This is a genomic window from Marinovum sp. E3, from assembly GCF_055755275.1.
Genome location: NZ_CM146908.1, coordinates 3,441,462 through 3,458,264, shown reverse-complemented (window position 1 = coordinate 3,458,264; position 16,803 = coordinate 3,441,462). Strand labels below are relative to the sequence as shown.

13 protein-coding genes are annotated in these 16,803 nt (G+C 66.8%); 4 read left to right on the top strand and 9 right to left on the bottom strand.

All coding sequences use genetic code 11. The features are described 5' to 3' along the window. Window positions 1-77 precede the first annotated feature (77 nt). The 4 genes from AC0J5K_RS16860 to AC0J5K_RS16845 are packed head-to-tail and all read left to right on the top strand — an operon-like array spanning window position 78 to window position 5,514. A complete protein-coding gene (locus AC0J5K_RS16860; RefSeq protein ID WP_139211315.1) occupies window positions 78-1,067 on the top strand; it encodes an ABC transporter permease in 990 nt (329 codons plus the stop codon). Then, window positions 1,064-2,266, top strand: a complete 1,203-nt coding sequence (locus AC0J5K_RS16855) for an ABC transporter permease (protein ID WP_170850533.1) — start codon at window positions 1,064-1,066, stop codon at window positions 2,264-2,266. The genes AC0J5K_RS16860 and AC0J5K_RS16855 overlap by 4 nt, the downstream gene beginning before the upstream one ends. Beyond that, a complete protein-coding gene (locus AC0J5K_RS16850) occupies window positions 2,263-3,906 on the top strand; it encodes an ABC transporter ATP-binding protein (protein WP_074836475.1) in 1,644 nt (547 codons plus the stop codon). The genes AC0J5K_RS16855 and AC0J5K_RS16850 overlap by 4 nt, the downstream gene beginning before the upstream one ends. A gap of 54 nt (window positions 3,907-3,960) precedes the next feature. Continuing rightward, complete coding sequence (locus tag AC0J5K_RS16845; protein ID WP_048533500.1) at window positions 3,961-5,514, top strand: ABC transporter substrate-binding protein; 1,554 nt, start codon at window positions 3,961-3,963, stop codon at window positions 5,512-5,514. 164 nt (window positions 5,515-5,678) lie between these two features. Here AC0J5K_RS16845 and hslU read toward each other — a convergent pair whose 3' ends face one another. From hslU to tsaE, 9 genes are all read right to left on the bottom strand, one after another. Then, entirely contained in the window at window positions 5,679-6,986 is a 1,308-nt protein-coding gene (hslU, locus tag AC0J5K_RS16840) for an ATP-dependent protease ATPase subunit HslU (protein ID WP_048533499.1), read from the bottom strand. Continuing rightward, window positions 6,983-7,297, bottom strand: coding sequence for a hypothetical protein (locus AC0J5K_RS16835; RefSeq protein WP_274561840.1), 315 nt, complete (start codon window positions 7,295-7,297; stop codon window positions 6,983-6,985). The genes hslU and AC0J5K_RS16835 overlap by 4 nt, the downstream gene beginning before the upstream one ends. Beyond that, entirely contained in the window at window positions 7,294-7,848 is a 555-nt protein-coding gene (gene hslV, locus AC0J5K_RS16830) for an ATP-dependent protease subunit HslV (RefSeq protein ID WP_048533497.1), read from the bottom strand. Before hslV ends, AC0J5K_RS16835 begins: the two co-directional genes overlap by 4 nt. A gap of 141 nt (window positions 7,849-7,989) precedes the next feature. Then, entirely contained in the window at window positions 7,990-8,313 is a 324-nt protein-coding gene (trxA, locus tag AC0J5K_RS16825) for a thioredoxin (protein ID WP_048533496.1), read from the bottom strand. A gap of 66 nt (window positions 8,314-8,379) precedes the next feature. Next, complete coding sequence (addA, locus tag AC0J5K_RS16820) at window positions 8,380-11,727, bottom strand: double-strand break repair helicase AddA (protein WP_274561833.1); 3,348 nt, start codon at window positions 11,725-11,727, stop codon at window positions 8,380-8,382. Beyond that, window positions 11,724-14,645: a double-strand break repair protein AddB gene (addB, locus tag AC0J5K_RS16815; protein WP_274561831.1), complete on the bottom strand. Its 2,922-nt coding sequence runs from the start codon at window positions 14,643-14,645 to the stop codon at window positions 11,724-11,726. The genes addA and addB overlap by 4 nt, the downstream gene beginning before the upstream one ends. Continuing rightward, window positions 14,638-15,321: a nucleotidyltransferase family protein gene (locus tag AC0J5K_RS16810; protein ID WP_274561829.1), complete on the bottom strand. Its 684-nt coding sequence runs from the start codon at window positions 15,319-15,321 to the stop codon at window positions 14,638-14,640. The genes addB and AC0J5K_RS16810 overlap by 8 nt, the downstream gene beginning before the upstream one ends. Then, entirely contained in the window at window positions 15,318-16,277 is a 960-nt protein-coding gene (locus AC0J5K_RS16805; RefSeq protein ID WP_274561828.1) for an aminoglycoside phosphotransferase family protein, read from the bottom strand. Before AC0J5K_RS16805 ends, AC0J5K_RS16810 begins: the two co-directional genes overlap by 4 nt. Next, the gene (gene tsaE, locus AC0J5K_RS16800; protein WP_048533491.1) at window positions 16,274-16,750 is read right to left on the bottom strand and encodes a tRNA (adenosine(37)-N6)-threonylcarbamoyltransferase complex ATPase subunit type 1 TsaE; all 477 of its coding nucleotides are present in this window, start codon (window positions 16,748-16,750) and stop codon (window positions 16,274-16,276) included. The genes AC0J5K_RS16805 and tsaE overlap by 4 nt, the downstream gene beginning before the upstream one ends. Window positions 16,751-16,803: the final 53 nt, after the last annotated feature.

Here is a 16,803-nt window from a genome sequence, read left to right as displayed (position 1 = left end):
TTTATCAAACCGGTTTACATTTGAGAGGGGATCGCTAGGCTTTCCCAACCACTCACCATACCGGGATGACCTGCCACGTGCCTGGCGTCTTGAAAATCGTACTTCAGCGGCTCGCTCTGGGCCTTGTCACGCTCTTTGTGGTTTCCATCGTCATTTTCGTCGCCGTCAACGCGCTTCCGGGGGATTTCGCCCAGGTGATTCTGGGTCAGGGCGCCACGCCCGAGGCTGTGGCGGCGATCCGGCGCGACCTGGCGCTGGACGAACCCCTGGTGACGCGTTACGTCGGCTGGCTGGGGGCCATCCTGACCGGCGATCTGGGCACCTCCTTTGCGCAGCTCAACTTCCAGTCCTCGCTCGGCGGTGGCGAGATGAAGACCGTGGCTTCGCAGATCGCGCCACGCTTTGCCAATACGATCTTTCTGGCCGGGGTGACGGCGGCGATCGCGGTGCCGGTGGCGGTGGCGCTGGGGGTGCTGGCGGCGCTCTATCGCGGCTCGGTGTTCGACCGGTTCACCAATATCTTCACGCTCTCTTCGGTCTCCAGCCCCGAGTTCTTTCTGGCCTACATGCTGATCCTGTTCCTGGCGGTGCTCAATCCAATGCTGCCGTCGCTGTCGAACATCTATGACGGCATGGCGTTTTCCGAACGGCTCCGGGCGACCATGCTGCCGGCGCTGACGCTGACGCTGATCGTGCTGGCGCAGATGATGCGGATGACGCGGGCGGCGATCATCAACCTGCTGGCCTCGCCCTATATCGAGATGGCGCGGCTCAAGGGCATCAGCCCGATGCGGGTCATCGTGCGCCACGCGCTGCCCAATGCGCTGGCGCCGATCATCAACGTCATCGCGCTGAACCTGGCCTATCTGATCACCGGGGTGGTCGTGGTCGAGGTGGTCTTTGTCTATCCCGGCATCGGCCAGCTGTTCGTCGATGCGGTGAAAATCCGCGATATCCCGGTGGTGCAGGCCTGCTGCCTGATCTTTGCCGCCGCCTATATCCTGCTGAACCTGACGGCGGATATCCTGTCGATTCTGTCCAACCCGCGTCTGAGGCATCCGAAATGACCGCTCTGCTTTACGTTTCGGGCGCGCTGCTGGCCTGTCTGGCTCTGGGCTGGCTGGGCCGCCGGATCGCACAGACAACCACCGGCAATGCGCCACGCTATCGCGACATGCCGTTGGCGGTGGCCTTCGGGTATGCGTTTTCGGCGCTGCTTCTGGGGCTTGGCGTCTGGTTCTACTTTCAGCCCACGGCGACCGAGGCGGGCATTCCGCGCGCCAGCGTGATGTTCTTTCGCTGGGCGGTGCAGGGCTTTGTGATCTTCGCGCTGGCGGCCTTTGTCTTTCGCCTGGCGGGCCGGCATGTCGGCCCGGCGGGCAGCCGCAAGATGTTCCGCAACATGCCGCTGACCGCCGCCTTCGGCATCCTGATGATCCTGATCTATGCCGTGGTGGCGATCTTTGCCGGCCAGATCGCGCCGCATGGCCAGGCCGAGGTGTTCAACGCCGTCAACGTTCTGCCCGGCGGCAACCCGGCCACCGGCGGCAACCCGGAGTTTCCGCTGGGCACCGACCAGATCGGCCGCGATCTGCTGTCGCGACTGATCTATGGCGCGCAGAACACCGTCGGCATCGCTTTCATCACCACCTTGCTGGCCTTTTTCATCGGCGGCAGCCTCGGCTTTCTGGCGGCGACGCTGCAAGGCTGGCTCGACCAGTTGCTGAGCCGCGGCGTCGATGTGTTGATGGCGATCCCCTCGCTGATCTTTGCGCTGCTGCTGATGACCATCGCCAGCGCCTGGGCGGGATCGGAGAAATGGCTGCTGACGGTCTATATGGTGATCATCATCGCGGTGATCGATTCGACGCGGGTGTTTCGTCTGGCGCGCGCGGTGGGTCTGAACATCGTGGTCATGGATTACATCGAGGCCGCCAAGCTGCGCGGCGAGGGGCTGCGCTATCTGATCTTTGACGAGATCCTGCCCAACGCCCTCGCGCCGCTGCTGGCCGAGTTCGGCCTGCGCTTCTGCTTTGTCTTCCTGACCATCGCCTCGCTGTCGTTCCTTGGCGTCGGCATCCAGCCGCCGCTGGCGGATTGGGGCACCATGGTGCGCGATCTGGCGCAGTTCATCAATTTCGCCGCCTTTTCGCCGCTGACCGCGACGCTGCCGCTGCTGGCCGCCGGGGCGATTGCGCTGCTGACCGTGGCGGTGAATTTCGTGGTCGACTGGATGCTGCACAAGTCCTCGGGGTTGAAGGAATGAGCCGCCTGCTGACGATCAACGACCTCGTGCTCGAGGGCCGCAGCGACGAAAGCTGGAGCCGGATCGTCAATGGCGTGAGCCTGACGCTCGACAAGGGCGAGGTGCTGGGATTGATCGGCGAAAGCGGGGCCGGCAAATCCACCGTCGGTCTGGCCGCCATGGGCTTTACCCGCGACGGGGTGCGGATTGCCGGCGGCTCGGTCGAGTTCGACGGCATCGACCTGGTCAATGCGTCGGCCAATACCAAGCGCAACCTGCTGGGCAAACGCATCGCCTATGTGGCGCAATCCGCCGCCGCCAGCTTCAACCCGGCGCATCGGCTGATCGACCAGCACACCGAAGGACCGGTGGTGCATGGCGTCATGGGCCGGGGCGAGAGCGCCGAGGACGGTATCGAGCTTTACCGCCGGCTGCGCCTGCCCAACCCCGAGGAAATCGGCTTTCGCTATCCGCATCAGGTCTCGGGCGGGCAGTTGCAGCGGGCAATGACGGCGATGGCGATGTCCTGCCGGCCGGATCTCATCATCTTTGACGAGCCGACCACCGCGCTCGACGTGACCACCCAGATCGAGGTGCTGGCGGCGATCCGCAAGATCGTCGAGGATTTCGACACCGCTGCGATCTACATCACCCACGATCTGGCGGTGGTGGCGCAGATGGCCGATCGGATCAAGGTGCTGCTCAAGGGGGACGAGGTGGAAGAGGCCACGACCCGCGAGATGCTCGACCATCCGCAGGAGGATTACACCAAGAGCCTCTGGGCGGTGCGCGAGTTCCAGCATGCGGAAAAGCCGCTGGCGCCCAAGGGGGCAGTGCCGGTGATCTCGGTCAGGAATGTCACCGCCGGCTATGGCAAGATCGACGTTCTGCAAGACGTCAGCTTCGACATTCACGAGGCCCGCACCGTCGCGGTGGTGGGCGAGAGCGGATCGGGCAAATCCACGACCGCGCGCTGCATCACCGGGCTGCTGCCGCCCCGTCAGGGGCAGATCCTGCTCGATGGCGAGGCGCTGCCGCCGGACTATCGCAAACGCTCCAAGATGCAGCTTCGCCAAGTACAGATGATCTATCAGATGGCCGATACCGCGCTCAATCCGCGCAAGACCATCGCCCAGATCATCGGCCGGCCGGTGCAATTCTACCTCGGTCTGCGCGGCAAGGAGAAGCGTCGCCGGGTGAACGAGCTGCTCGAGCATATCGAGCTCGACCCGGCGCAATTCGCCGGCCGGCTGCCGGGCGAGCTGTCCGGCGGCCAGAAACAGCGCGTCGGCATTGCCCGCGCCCTTGCGGCGGAACCCAAGTTCATTATCTGTGACGAGGTGACATCGGCGCTCGATCAGCTTGTGGCCGAGGGCATCCTGCGGTTGCTGGCGCGGCTTCAGGACGAATTGCAGCTCAGCTACATGTTCATCACCCATGACCTCGCCACCGTGCGATCGATCGCCGACGAGGTGGTGGTGATGAAGGATGGCGTGGTGGTGGAACAGGGGCCCAAGACCGAGATGTTCACCCCGCCGCATCATGCCTACACCGATCTTCTGCTGTCTTCGGTGCCCGAGATGGATCCGGACTGGCTCGACAAACTGCTGGCAGAACGTGGAGTTGATAACATCGGCGATGCCGCTGTTGATAAGATGTAGGGCGAATCGCGCACGAGGGGCGGGATTTCAAATAACAAAAACAGGGAGACGACAATGACAAGATTGACACGACGCGGGCTTCTGCGCACCGGTGCCGCTGCCGGTGTTCTGGCCGCCTCGGGCCTGCCGCTGAAGGCCCAGATGAAGCGTGGCGGACGGCTGCGCGCGGGCCTTGCCGGGGCCAATACCTCGGACAACTGGGATGCACGCACCCATACCGACGCCTTCATGCAGAACGCCTCGCAGGGGGCGGTGTTCGATGCGCTGACCGAAGTGGCCGCCGATGGCACGCTTGTGGGCGAACTGGCCGAAAGCTGGGAGGCCAGCCCCGACGCCAAGACCTGGACCTTCAACCTGCGCCAGGGCGTGACCTTCCACAACGGCAAGGCCTTTGGCGCCGACGACGTGATCGAATCGCTGCAAATGCACGTCGCCGAGGATTCGAAATCCGCCGCCAAGCCGATTGTCTCTGCGATCACCGAAATGAAGAAACTGGGCGAGCATCAGGTGCAGCTTGTGCTGGCGGCGGGCAATGCCGATCTGCCGTATCTGCTGTCGGATTATCACCTGATGATGTACCCGGCCGGCCAGATCGACGAGGCGATCTCCAAGGGTATCGGCACCGGCCTTTATCAGGTGGTCAGCTTCGATCCCGGCGTGCGGTTCGTCGGCAAGCGGGTCGACAGCCACTACAAGGGCGATGCCGCCGGCTTCTTCGACGAGATCGAGTTCATCGCGATCAACGATCCCACGGCGCGGATGAACGCGCTGCTGACCGGCCAGGTCGAGACGATCAACCGCGTCGACGTCAAGACCGAGGCGCTGCTCAATGCCAACCCGCTGGTCAGCATCCAGGAGGTGACCGGCAATCGGCATTTCACCTTCCCGATGCTCACCAATGTCGCGCCGTTCGATGACGTCAACGTGCGCCGCGCGCTCAAGCACGGCATCAACCGCCAGGAGATGGTCGACAAGATCCTGCTCGGCCACGGCAGCATCGCCTATGACACGCCGATCGGCCCCGCCAACCAGTATTACGCCGCCGATATGGAGCCGATCCCCTATGACCCCGACAAGGCCGCCTTTTATCTGAAAGAGGCCGGGATGGATCAGCTCAACATCGATCTGTCGGCCTCTTCCGCGGCCTTTGCCGGCGCGGTGGATGCCTCACAGCTCTATCAATCCTCGGCGAAACCGGCGGGCATCAACATCAACGTCGTGCAGGAACCGGCGGATGGCTACTGGTCGAACGTCTGGCTGAAGAAACCCTTCAGCGCCGCCTTCTGGTCGGGTCGCGCCACCGAGGACTGGATGTTCTCTTCCGCCTACGAGGACGGCGTGCCGTGGAACGACAGCCAATGGGGCACCGAGGACAGCGAGCGCTTCCAGGAACTGCTGGTGACGGCGCGCGCCGAACTCGACAGCGACAAGCGCCGCGAGATGTACACCGAGATGCAGATGATCCTGCGCGACGACGGCGGGGTGATCATCCCGATGTTCGCCAACTGGGTGCAGGCGGTGTCGAACAAGCTGTCGGTGCCGGGCACGGTGGGCAACCTCTGGGGCATGGACAACGCAAGGATGGCCGAGCGCTGGGCAATGGCCTGAGAGGTGTGAAGCGCCCGCCCGCGGGTTTCGCGGGCGGGGTCTCGGCCCCTCCGGCCGGGCATTATCCCCGCCGCGCATCGCCGGACCGCAGCCCCGGAGATGCGCGGCTCATCTTGAGGTCGCGCACCCGCGCCCCGGGCCTGACCCGGGGCCTCACGCTCTGATCATAGCACGTAGCGGCTCACATCGGTCGAACGGGTCAGCTCGCCGAGGTTCTTCTCGACAAAGTCCGCATCCACCGTCACCGACTGCCCGGCGCGGTCGGGCGCATGGAAGCTCAGCTCCTCGAACACCCGCTCCATCACCGTGTAGAGCCGCCGCGCGCCGATGTTCTCGACGCTGTCGTTGACCTCGAAGGCGATCTTCGCGAGCTGCGCGATGCCCTCTTCGGTGAAATCCACCGCCACCTCTTCGGTGCCCATCAGCGCCGTATACTGCCGCGTCAGCGCATTGTCGGTCTCGGTCAGGATGCGGACGAAATCGTCTTCGGTCAGCGCCCGCAGGTTGACCCGGATCGGCAGACGGCCCTGCAATTCCGGCAGCAGATCCGATGGCTTGGCGATGTGGAAGGCGCCGGAGGCGATAAAGAGGATGTGGTCGGTCTTGACCGCACCATGTTTGGTGCTGACGGTGGTGCCCTCGATCAGCGGCAGCAGATCGCGCTGCACGCCCTCGCGGCTGACATCGCCGCCGCGCGCGTCCTTGCGGGCGCAGACCTTGTCGATCTCGTCGAGAAAGACGATGCCGTTCTGTTCCACCGCTTCCAGCGCCGCCTTGTTGACCGTCTCGTCGTCAAGCAGCTTGTCGGCCTCTTCGGAAATCAGCACGTCATAGCTCTCGCGCACGCTCATCCGCTTGCGCACGGTCCGGCCGCCAAAGGCCTTGCCGAAGATATCGCCGAGGTTCATCATCCCCATCTGGCTGCCGGGCTGGCCGGGGATGTCCATCATGCCCATCGGGTTGGAATGGTCGGTCAGCTCCAGCTCGATCATCGTGTCGTCGAGCAGCCCGTCCTTGAGCTTCTTGCGGAACATGTCGCGGGTGCCTTCGCGGGCGTCCTCGCCGGCGATTGCGGCGATCACCCGGTCCTCGGCGGCCTGATGCGCCTTGGCCTTGACGTCCTCGCGCATCCAGTCGCGGGTCTGGATGATGGCGGCATCGACGAGATCGCGGATGATCTGCTCGACGTCGCGGCCGACGTACCCCACTTCGGTGAATTTGGTGGCCTCGACCTTGATGAAGGGCGCCTTGGCCAGCTTGGCGAGGCGGCGGGAGATCTCGGTCTTGCCGACGCCGGTGGGGCCGATCATCAGGATGTTCTTGGGATAGACTTCGTCGCGCAGGTCATCGGCCAGCTGCTTGCGCCGCCAGCGGTTGCGCAGCGCCACGGCCACGGCGCGTTTGGCATCGGCCTGACCGATGATGAACCGGTCGAGTTCCGAGACGATTTCGCGGGGGGTGAGGTCTGTCATGTTGTTGGGTCGTCGAGGATCCAGGCCTCGACCTCCTGATTGTTTTCTTCGATCAATCCGCCGCGCGCGCCAATCTCGATCAGCAAGGTGCGGCAGTCTTCTGCTTCCATTCCGGTTTCAAGGCAAAGCCGCGAAATCGTGCGCCATCCTGTCGGGGCGACCTTTCGGTCCTTCAGCATGGCTTCCAGCCGCCTCCGTCGGGGTTTGGCCCAGGTCTTGCCGTGTTTCCAGTCCCGGTATTCCTGAAGAAGGATGGGGCCGATTACACCGCCGACAAGACCGCCAAGAATTGCGGCAAGAAGCTCGGTCATGCCGAAATCGTCTCCACCGTCAGGTTGCCATTGGTATAGACGCAGATGTCGGCGGCGATTGCCATCGCCTTGCGCGCCACCTCTTCCGCCGAAAGGTCGGTCTCGATCAGCCCGCGTGCCGCCGCCAGGGCGTAGTTGCCGCCCGATCCGATGGCGGTGACGTCATGCTCGGGCTCGAGCACATCGCCGGCGCCGGTGATCACGAACATCTGGGCACCGTCCGAGACGATCAGCATCGCTTCGAGCTTTTGCAGGTATTTGTCGGTGCGCCAGTCCTTGGCCAGCTCGACACAGCCGCGCGCCAACTGGCCCGGCGTGCTCTCCAGCTTGGCCTCGAGCCGTTCGAGCAGCGTGAAGGCATCGGCGGTCGAGCCGGCAAAGCCGCAGACCACATCCGAGCCGCCGGGGCTGATGCGGCGCACCTTGCGGGCGGTGCCCTTGATCACGGTCTGGCCAAGGCTGACCTGTCCGTCGCCGGCAATCACCACCTGGCCGCCCTTCTTGACGCCAATGATCGTCGTGCCGTGCCAGCCGGGGAATTCTTCGCTCATGGGGCCTCCTGGGGGGCTTGCTTCGGGTTTCGGCCTATATGGAACCCGGGGACAGCCCATGCAAGGGGCCGGGCCGGTCGTGCCCCATGCAAAAGGGCCGCCGGATGGGCGACCCTTTCACGTGCGAACCTGGGGCTGATCTCAGCCGATGTTCTCTTCGATCCAGCCTTGCAGCGCGGCCTTGGGCGCGGCGCCGGTCTTGTTGGACACCGGCTCGCCGCCCTTGAAGATGAACAGGGCGGGAATGCCGCGGATGCCCAGCTTGGCAGCGGTGTCGGGGTTGCTGTCGACGTCGACCTTGGCGATCTTCACCTTGCCGTCGTACTGTGCCGAAAGCTCCTCGAGCGCCGGGCCGATCTGTTTACAGGGGCCGCACCACTCGGCCCAGAAATCCACTACGACGGGGATGTCGGAATTGCGGACTTCGGCGTCGAATGTCTCGTCGGTTACGGCAACGGTGGCCATGGGCTTTCTCCTGATGAGTCGTATGGGTCGCTTGGAGGGCGAAAGTAAGTACGCCCCCCGGTGGCGTCAAGGCGATGTAGTGCGCGCCAGCGCGGCCGTCACAAGATCGTGTGGCAGGGTCATCAGCGCGGCCGACCGGGTCCAGAGAATGGCGGTTTCGATTTCGTGCTTTGGATAGAGATGCTTAAGCATTTCGGCATAAGCGCCCATCTGCCGCAGCAGCGCCTCCGGCGTGGCGTCGGGGCGGTCGGGCACGGTGGCGTTGGTCTTGAAATCCACCGCCAGAACGCGGGTCTCGTCCAGGATCAGCCGGTCGATCACCCCATGCATCCGGCCGAGCCCGGGCACATCGGCGCTCACCGCCACCTCGGACAGGGTGCCGGGGGCAAAGAGCGCGGCCAGACCGGGGTTCGCCAGAACCGCGCAGGCCTCGTCATGCGCCAGGGCGCGCAGCGCGTCCCCGGGCCGCCGGTCGCGGGCGGCCTCGGGCAGGTCGGACAGCCGTTCGAGCGCCAGATGCACCAGCGTGCCGTGGCGCTTTGCCGCCTCTTCGTCCTGGCCCAGCATGCCCGCCAGCGCATGGGCGCCGCCGAGATCGGAGGGCGCGCGGGTTTCTGCTGGCGCAGGCGGCGCCGCGGCCGGGCAGGTAGCCCAGGCCGGCAGGACAACGGCGGCAGGGTCTTCCGGCGGCTCGGGCACTGCGGCGACGCGCGGCCAGTCGCCACTTTCATACCGCAGCCCTGCGCCAAAGGCGAAGGTCTGCGGTGCGGCATTGGCGGCGCTCATCGCCGTTTCGACGCCGGCGTACCAGCTCTCGCCATCCTTGCCGAGATCGCCCGCCGCCGCCACGATCAGCCAGGTTTCCGCCCGGGTCATTGCCACATACAACAGCCGGTCGCGTTCCTGCCTTTGCCGCTCCTTGGCCGCTTCCAGCGCGTCCGACATGGCGCGGGGGCAGTCGGTGGCGGCGCTTTTCCACACCGCCGTTTCGCCCATCGGCAGCAGGGCGTCGCGCAGCTGCACGGTCCGCTTGGCGGTGTCCGGCAGGATCACGATTGGCGCTTCCAGCCCCTTGGAGCCATGCACCGTCATCACCCGGATGCGGTCGCCGGCGGCGTCCATCTGGCGCTTGATTTCGAGATCGTCGGTCTCCATCCAGATCAGGAAGCCGGTGAGGCTGGGGATCTCGGTCTTCTCGTAGGCCAACGCCTGGCTGAGCAGGGCGTTGATGCCATCCTCGGCCTCGGTGCCGAGCCGCGCCAGCAGCTTCTGCCGGCCGTCATGCCGCGTCAGGATGCGCTCGATCAGATCATACGGCCGCATGAAATCGGCGGCGTTCTGAAGATCGGTGAGCATTGCCCAGAGTTCGGGGAAGTCCGCCTGCCGCGCCGCCAGCTCGCGCCAGAGGTATTTCTGTTCGCGGCCCTGGGCCAGCTGGTAAAGCTGCCCCTCGTCCCAGCCGCCCAACGGCGATTTCAGCACCGTGGCGAGGCTCAGATCGTCCTCCGGCAGTGCCAGCCAGTTCAGGAGCGCCGCCAGATCGCGCACGGCCAGCTCGGCCCCGACCTTGAGCCGGTCGGCCCCGGCAATCGGCAGCGCCTCTTCCTTGCAGGCGCGGATGATCTCGGCAAAGAGATCCGAGCGGCGTTGAACCAGGATCAGGAAATCGCCCGGGGTCACGGTGCGCCCGGCCCAGCCATGCGGCTCCTTTTTCCACGGGATCGGGGTGTTTTCGGCAAGCATCCGTTTGATCTCGCCGGCAATCCTTCGGGCGAGGGTGACATTGTGGTGGGTGTCGGCGGGCAGGTCGACGGGATCGTCCCAGTCGCCCTGTTCGGCATCGCTGGATTTTTCGACCAGCGGCCAGAGATCGACCCGCCCGCCCATGTCGGATTTGAACGCGCGGTGGGTTTCCTCGCGCGAAAAGCCCGAGCGGGCGCGGGCTTCGAACAGGGTATCGACCAGCCGCAGGATCGCCTCGGCCGAGCGGAAGGAAAATTGCAGCGTGGTGTCCTGCAACGGTTGATCGGCGGCGCGCAGGCGGGTGGCGAATTCGGCCTTCATCCGGTCGAACTCGGCTGGATCGGCGCCCTGGAAGGAATAGATCGATTGCTTCTTGTCGCCGACCACAAATATCGTGCGCGGCGTCTCGGCCCGGGCGCCTTCGCCGCTGGTGAACTCGCGTGCCAGCTCTTCGATCACCCGCCATTGCACCGGGCTGGTGTCCTGAGCCTCGTCGACGAGGATGTGATCGATGCCGCCATCAAGCCGGTAGAGCACCCATTGCGCCACCTTGCGATCGGTCAGAAGCGCCAGCGTCTTGTGGATCAGGTCGTCGAAGTCGAGCCAGCCGCGGGCCAGCTTGGCGGCTTCGTAGCGCGGCAGGAATTCGGCGGCAAAGGCTTGCAGGGCCTGGGTTTTCCCGACCGCCGCCAGGGCGCAACGGGCATCGCGCGCCGCCTCGACCCGGCGCATCAGGTCTTCGAGCCGGTCCATGACGTCGGCCAGCGCGCCCTCGCGCGGCCCCTTGGTGGGAAAGCCGCCGATCTTGGCGCTGTAGGGCCCGGCCTTGGCGCTGGCACCATTGAGTAGCACGCCCTCCAGCACCGCCAGCGCGCCCAGGTCGGGCGCGGTGATCGTCCGCAGTTTCGCCGCCGCCTTCTGATCGTTGGCGCCGCTGCCGGCCAGAACATCCGCGATCTGATGCAGCATCTCGAGCTCGCCGCCCAGAAAGACCTGATCCAGCAGCCAGTCCTCGCCAGCCGTCTCCGGCAGGCCGAAAAGCGCATGCAACTCGGTCCGCGGCAGGCGCCGGAACAGCAATTGCCGGTGGCGCACCACCTCGGTGGTGATCTCGGCGAAATCGGCGGCGGTGAGATGCGCGGCCAGCGCCTCGACCGTTCCGGCGGCCGCGCCGTCGGCCATCTCGTCGACGATCTCGGCCTGGAGCAGCGCGGCGGCGCGGTCCTCCATCTCCTTGAATTGCGGCGAAACCCCGGCCTCGAGCGGAAACCGTCGCAGGATGGCGGCGCAGAACGAGTGGATGGTCTGGATCTTGAGCCCGCCCGGCGTTTCGATGGCGCGGGCAAACAGCGTGCGGGCGCGGCGCAGCGCATCCTCGGAAATATGCCCCTCGATCCCCAGATCGTGCAGCGCGTGATGCAGCGCCGCGTCGTCCTTCATCGCCCAGTCACCCAGGCGCTGGAACAGCCGGTTCTGCATCTCGCTGGCGGCGGCCTTGGTGTAGGTCAGGCAGAGGATGTGTTCGGGCAGCACGCCCTGCAACAACAGCCGCGCCACCCGGTCGGTGAGCACCCGGGTCTTGCCCGAGCCGGCATTGGCGGCCAGCCAGGTGGAACGGTCGGGGTGCGCCGCCTCGATCTGGCGCTGGGTGGCCTCGTCGCGTTGGGTCATGGCACGGGCCTCGCATCGGGCAGGTCGGTCAGCTCCCATTCGCCAAAGCGCGCAAGCTGGTCGTAATCGCCGACGTCACCGGCCTTTTGCATGGCGCGGCGCGCGGTAAAGCCCTGGATCTCGTCCATGTAGCGCGCGATCAGCGTCTCGAACTGTGCCCAGACGGCGGCGGGCGGCGCCTCGGCCAGCGGCGCCTCGCGGTTTTCCGGGCTGGAGCCGAGGCCGAGATAGACCGCGCGCGCGACCTGTGCCGGCGCCAGCCCCTCGAAGCCGCCGGCCTCGGCCACCGCCGCCTCGAGCAGCAGTTGCTTGTCGAAATGTTTCTGTTCGGCCGGGCCGGGGGGCTTGCCGGTCTTGTAATCATAGAGCAGCAGCCGCCCGTCCTCGCGCGCCCGATCGATGCGGTCGGCCTCGCAGGTCAGACGGAAGCCCAGGCGCGGAATGTCGCGGCCGCCCTTGACTTCGAAGCGGATCGGCAGCGCCTCGGCCTGCCTTTCGGTCTCGTCCGCGATGAAGCCATCGGCCACCCGCGCCATCCGCGCCTGCCACATCGCCCGCGCCGAAGGCCAGGGCACCTGCGCGCCCAGAACCTGGGCGGTGGTCGCCAAAAGCTCGGCCCGGCTGAGCCTGTCCGGGTGTTTCACGCTGGCGTCGACGAAATCTTCCAGCACCTTGTGCGCGATGATGCCGCGCAACAGCGCGTCGGGCGCCTTGGCTAGACTGTCGAGCGGGCGCAGGCGCAGCACATGTTTGGCATAGATCGCATAGGGATCGCGGATCAGCCGCTTGATCTCGGTCACCGAGAGCTGTTTCGGTCGCGCCTCGGCGGGCGGTTTCGGCGAGGGGCGCGTCGCCGGGGCGGCGGGGATGACCTTTTCGACGGCATGGGCCAGCGCCAGCCACGACTGGCCGCGCGCCTGCATGCCGGCATGGGCCTCGCGCCCGGTATTGCCCAGTCCGCGCAGCAGGTTGGTCAGCCGGTTGAGCCAGCGCGAGGGCACGGTTTCGGCATCGTCAGAGCGTACCGCGCGGGTCAGCCAGACCTCGCGCGCGCCGACCGCCTGTTGGAAATCATGCGCCGAAAGGCCGATCCGCCGCTCGGGCAGCAAGAGCCCCGCCTTGTCGCGCAGCACCCGGTTGAGCCAGGGGTCGGGCGTTGGCGGCTCCGGCCAGGAGCCTTCGTTCAGCCCGCCGAGGATCAGCAGATCCGCGCCCATGACGCGGGCCTCGAGCGTGCCCCAGATACGGATATGCGGATGGCCGAGGTCGCGGTCGCGCTGTTCCTCGCGCCCGAGCACCGCGCCGAAGAGATCGACGTAATCGCGCGCCGAGAGCGTGCCGCCATGCGGCGCGGCCTCTTCCAGCTTGCGCACCAGTGCCAGGGTCTCGATGCCGGCGACCTGCACCCAGAGATTGCCGGCGCCGTCGCGCGTGTTCCCCGCCGCCAGCGCTTCGGCCAGCGTACGGTGTCGCGCCAGCCACTCGGTGAGCGGCAGCGGCCCCCGCCCGTCCTGCCCGCAGAGCCGCACCAGCCAGGCGCCCCAGTCCGGCGCCTTGCGGTCCTCGGCAAAGCGCGTGAGCATCGCCGCATCGGGGAAGGGCGGGCCATGGCGGCGCAGGTGCAGCTCAAGATCGCGGGTCAGCCGCAGGTGATCGTTGCGGCCCTCGCCGGAATGGCAGAGCGGGTGTTTCAAGAGCGTCAGCAGCGCCGGCGCATCCAGCGGCGCGGCGAATAGCGCCGCCACATGCCGCAGGAACCGGCCCGGCGCGGTCAGTTGCAGCGGGATGCCGGCGCTGTCGTCGGGGATGATGCCCCAGCGGTCGAGCGTGGCGGAGACCTGCCGGGTAAGCTGACGGTCGGGGGTGATCAGCGCGGCGCTCTGGCCGGTTTCGGCGGCCTTACGCAGACGCAGCGCGATGGTCAGCGCCTCCTCCCGCCGGCTTTGCGCCTCGATCAGGGTGACATCCGCGCAGGCACGGTCCAGCTCGCTGAGCTTCGGGCCTTCGGCAAGCCAGGCGTCGGTAACCGGGGCCGGGCGAAATGCCAGGGAAATCAGCCGGTTGCGTGGCGGGCAGGGGGCGACGACCCGGTGCCAGTGGTGCACATCCTCGGGGCCACGCTCCAGCGCGCGCATCAGCTTGGCAAAGCGGTATTGCGGGTGGTCTTCGGAGACCAGCGCTTGGTCCAGCGCCGCCCAATTGGCCGGTTTCATGTCGAAATCGAAGCCCGGCAACACCAGCGCGCCCTGCGGCAGATGCGCCACCGCCCGCATCAGCGCCGAGGCCGCCCCGCGCGAGCCGGTCGAGCCGGCGAGGATCACCGGATGCTCCGGCGGATCGCTCTGCCAATGCTGCGCCAGCGCCTCGGAGATCATCCGCAGCCGCGCGGTGCCATCCGGCGCGTCGGTCTCGGGGTCGAAGAATTGCTGCACGAGCGCCAGGAAATCGCGGGCGCGCTGCCAGTGGCCGGATTGGTCGGTGACGTCGAGCGCCTCGATATCGGCGGGGGTCACGCCTTCGCCCTGCATCTCGTCCATCAGCCCGGCCAGCGAGTCCGCCAGATCAAACAGCGCGGCGCGCGGGGCCATGTCGGGCTGAGCCTCGAGCAGGCCGGAGACCAGCTGCACCAGCTCCAGCCGGCGTTGCAGCGGCGCGACCGGTTCGGGGATCTCAGCGGTCCAAGGGGGCTCGACCTCGGAAAGCACGCGAATTCGGGGCAGGATGCGGGGCGGGCCGGCATCAAAGATCGCGCGGATGCGGCGGCGCATGCGCTCGGTGTTGACGATCAGCTCGACCCGCGCCAGCGCCTCTGGCGGCTGGCCCTGGCACCGCGCCAGAAGCCCGTCGACCAGCGCCTGGGGAAAATCCACCCCGGGGGGCAGGCCAAAGACGCGGGGGGCGGCGAGGCGCTCAAACATAGGCCAGCATGTCCTCTGCGATTTCAATGGCATCGGGGTGGCCGACGTCGCACCAGTCGCCCTGGTAGGCAAGGCCGTACATCCGCCCCGCCGCGAGCATCGGCCGCCAGAGATCCCACATCGAGAACACCCGCGCCTCGATCTGCGCCAGCCCCTCGGTCTTGATGATCTGGACCCCGGAATAGACCGCACCGGGGCCGCGGCTGAGCCGGCCGTCGTCGCCGATCAGGAAATCGCCCTTGCCCTTGTGGCCATGCACCTGTGCCCGGGGCACGCAGAGCAGGAGCGCGTCCATCCGTTCTGCATTCCACGCAGCGCAAAGCGCATGCAGCGGATTGGGGCCACGCCAGACCGCATCGGTGTTGAGGGTAAAGACCGGCCCCGCGCCGAGCAGCGGCAACGCCTGTTTCAGCCCGCCGCCGGTTTCCAGCACCTGCGGCGCCTCATGTGAAATCGCCACCCCCGAGCCGTTCAGATGCGCCGCCAGCATGTCGCCGCGATAATGCGCATTGGCGACCACCCGGGGCAGGCCCAGCGGCGTCACCAGCTCGAGCGCATGGTCAATCAGCGTGCGCCCCGCCACCTTGACCAGCGGTTTTGGCCGGTCGTCGGTCAGCGGTCGCATCCGCGTGCCCAGACCGGCGGCAAAGAGCAGGGCGGCGTCGGGCTGGCTCATGCCGGCACCACGGGGCTGGGCAGCGGGGCGAGGGCCTCGCGGATCGGCGCCAGGGCGGGATGCGCCAGGTCGGCCTGAAGATGGCGCCAGACGCGGGGTTGCAGGGCCAGGTATTGCGGTTTGTGGCGGGCCGCCGCGAGGCGGGAAAAGATGCCCAGTATCCGCAGGTTGCGCTGGGCGCCCAGCAGAGCATAGGCGGCGCGGAACGTGGCGCTGTCGGCTCCGGTACGGGCGATGAAAAAGGCGATGATCTCCTCCTCGGTTCCGGGCGAGACGTCGCGGCGGACGTCTTGCAGCATAGATACCAGATCATAGGCCGGATGGGTGGCGAATGCGTCCTGAAAATCCAGCAGCCCGACCTGGCGGTCGCCTTTCCGGTCGGACAGAAAGACCATGTTCTCGGCGTGGAAATCGCGCAGGGCGAGCACCGCCGGCTGCGCGGCCACCGGGCGCAGCGCCTCGGCAAAGGCCGCCTGCACCGCCGGCAGCTGGCCGGACTGTCCGGGCGCATAGAAGTCGAAGGCCGGGGCGATCATGGCCGCCAGGGCTTCGGCCGTCATCGGGGTCAGGCCGCCCGGCAGCGGTTTGCCGTGCAGCCGGGCCAGAAGCGCGGCCGCGGACCGGTAGAGCGGCAGCTCGCGTGCGGGGTCGTCGGCCATGACCCGGGTGAACAGCGCGTCGCCGAAATCCTCGAGCAGCAGGAAGCCGGCCTCTTGATCCTCGGCCCAGAGCGCGGGGGCGGAAAAGCCGTAGTGATAGAGATGCTCGCGGATCGCGAGAAAGGGCTGCACCGGTCCGCAGGTGGCGGGATCGGCGTCCATCAGGATGAGGCTGCCGGTGTCGCCGGATATCCGTTCGTAGCGCCGGGCCGAGGCGTCGCCGGCCAGCGCGCGGCGCGTCCAGCCCGCCCGCCCGGCTCGCGCGAGGAAGTGCAACAGCGCCTCTTCACGGCTCATGCGGCGAGCGCTCCGGGCAGGTCATCCCAGCGTGGCGCGCTCCAGCTCAGGGTCAGGATGCGGGAATTTTCGGCCTGGCCGGGCTCGAATTTCAGGTGCAGCGCATTGGCCGGGATTAGCGAGCCCAGCCGGTCGGGCCACTCCACCAGGCAGATCGCCGCCTCGAAGGCCTCGGTCAGACCCAGTTCCTCGACCTCTGAGACATCGCCCAGCCGGTAGAGATCGCTGTGCCAGATCTCGCAGCCCTGGGTCTCGTAGGTCTGAACCAGGGTAAAGGTCGGCGAGGGCACGTCTTCGGGCAGCGGCAGGCGGCTCTGGATCAGGCAGCGCGAGAAATGCGTCTTGCCGGCGCCGATGCCGCCTTCGAGCAGGAGCACGTCGCCCGCCATCAGCCGCGCCCCCAGCCGGGCGGCAAAGCGGCAGGTGGCCTCCGGCGAGGTCAGGCACAGGGTCAGCATCTGCGTGGCGTTCATGGCCGGACATTACCGTGCACATCGCCCCGTGCAACCCATGAAACCTCAGATTG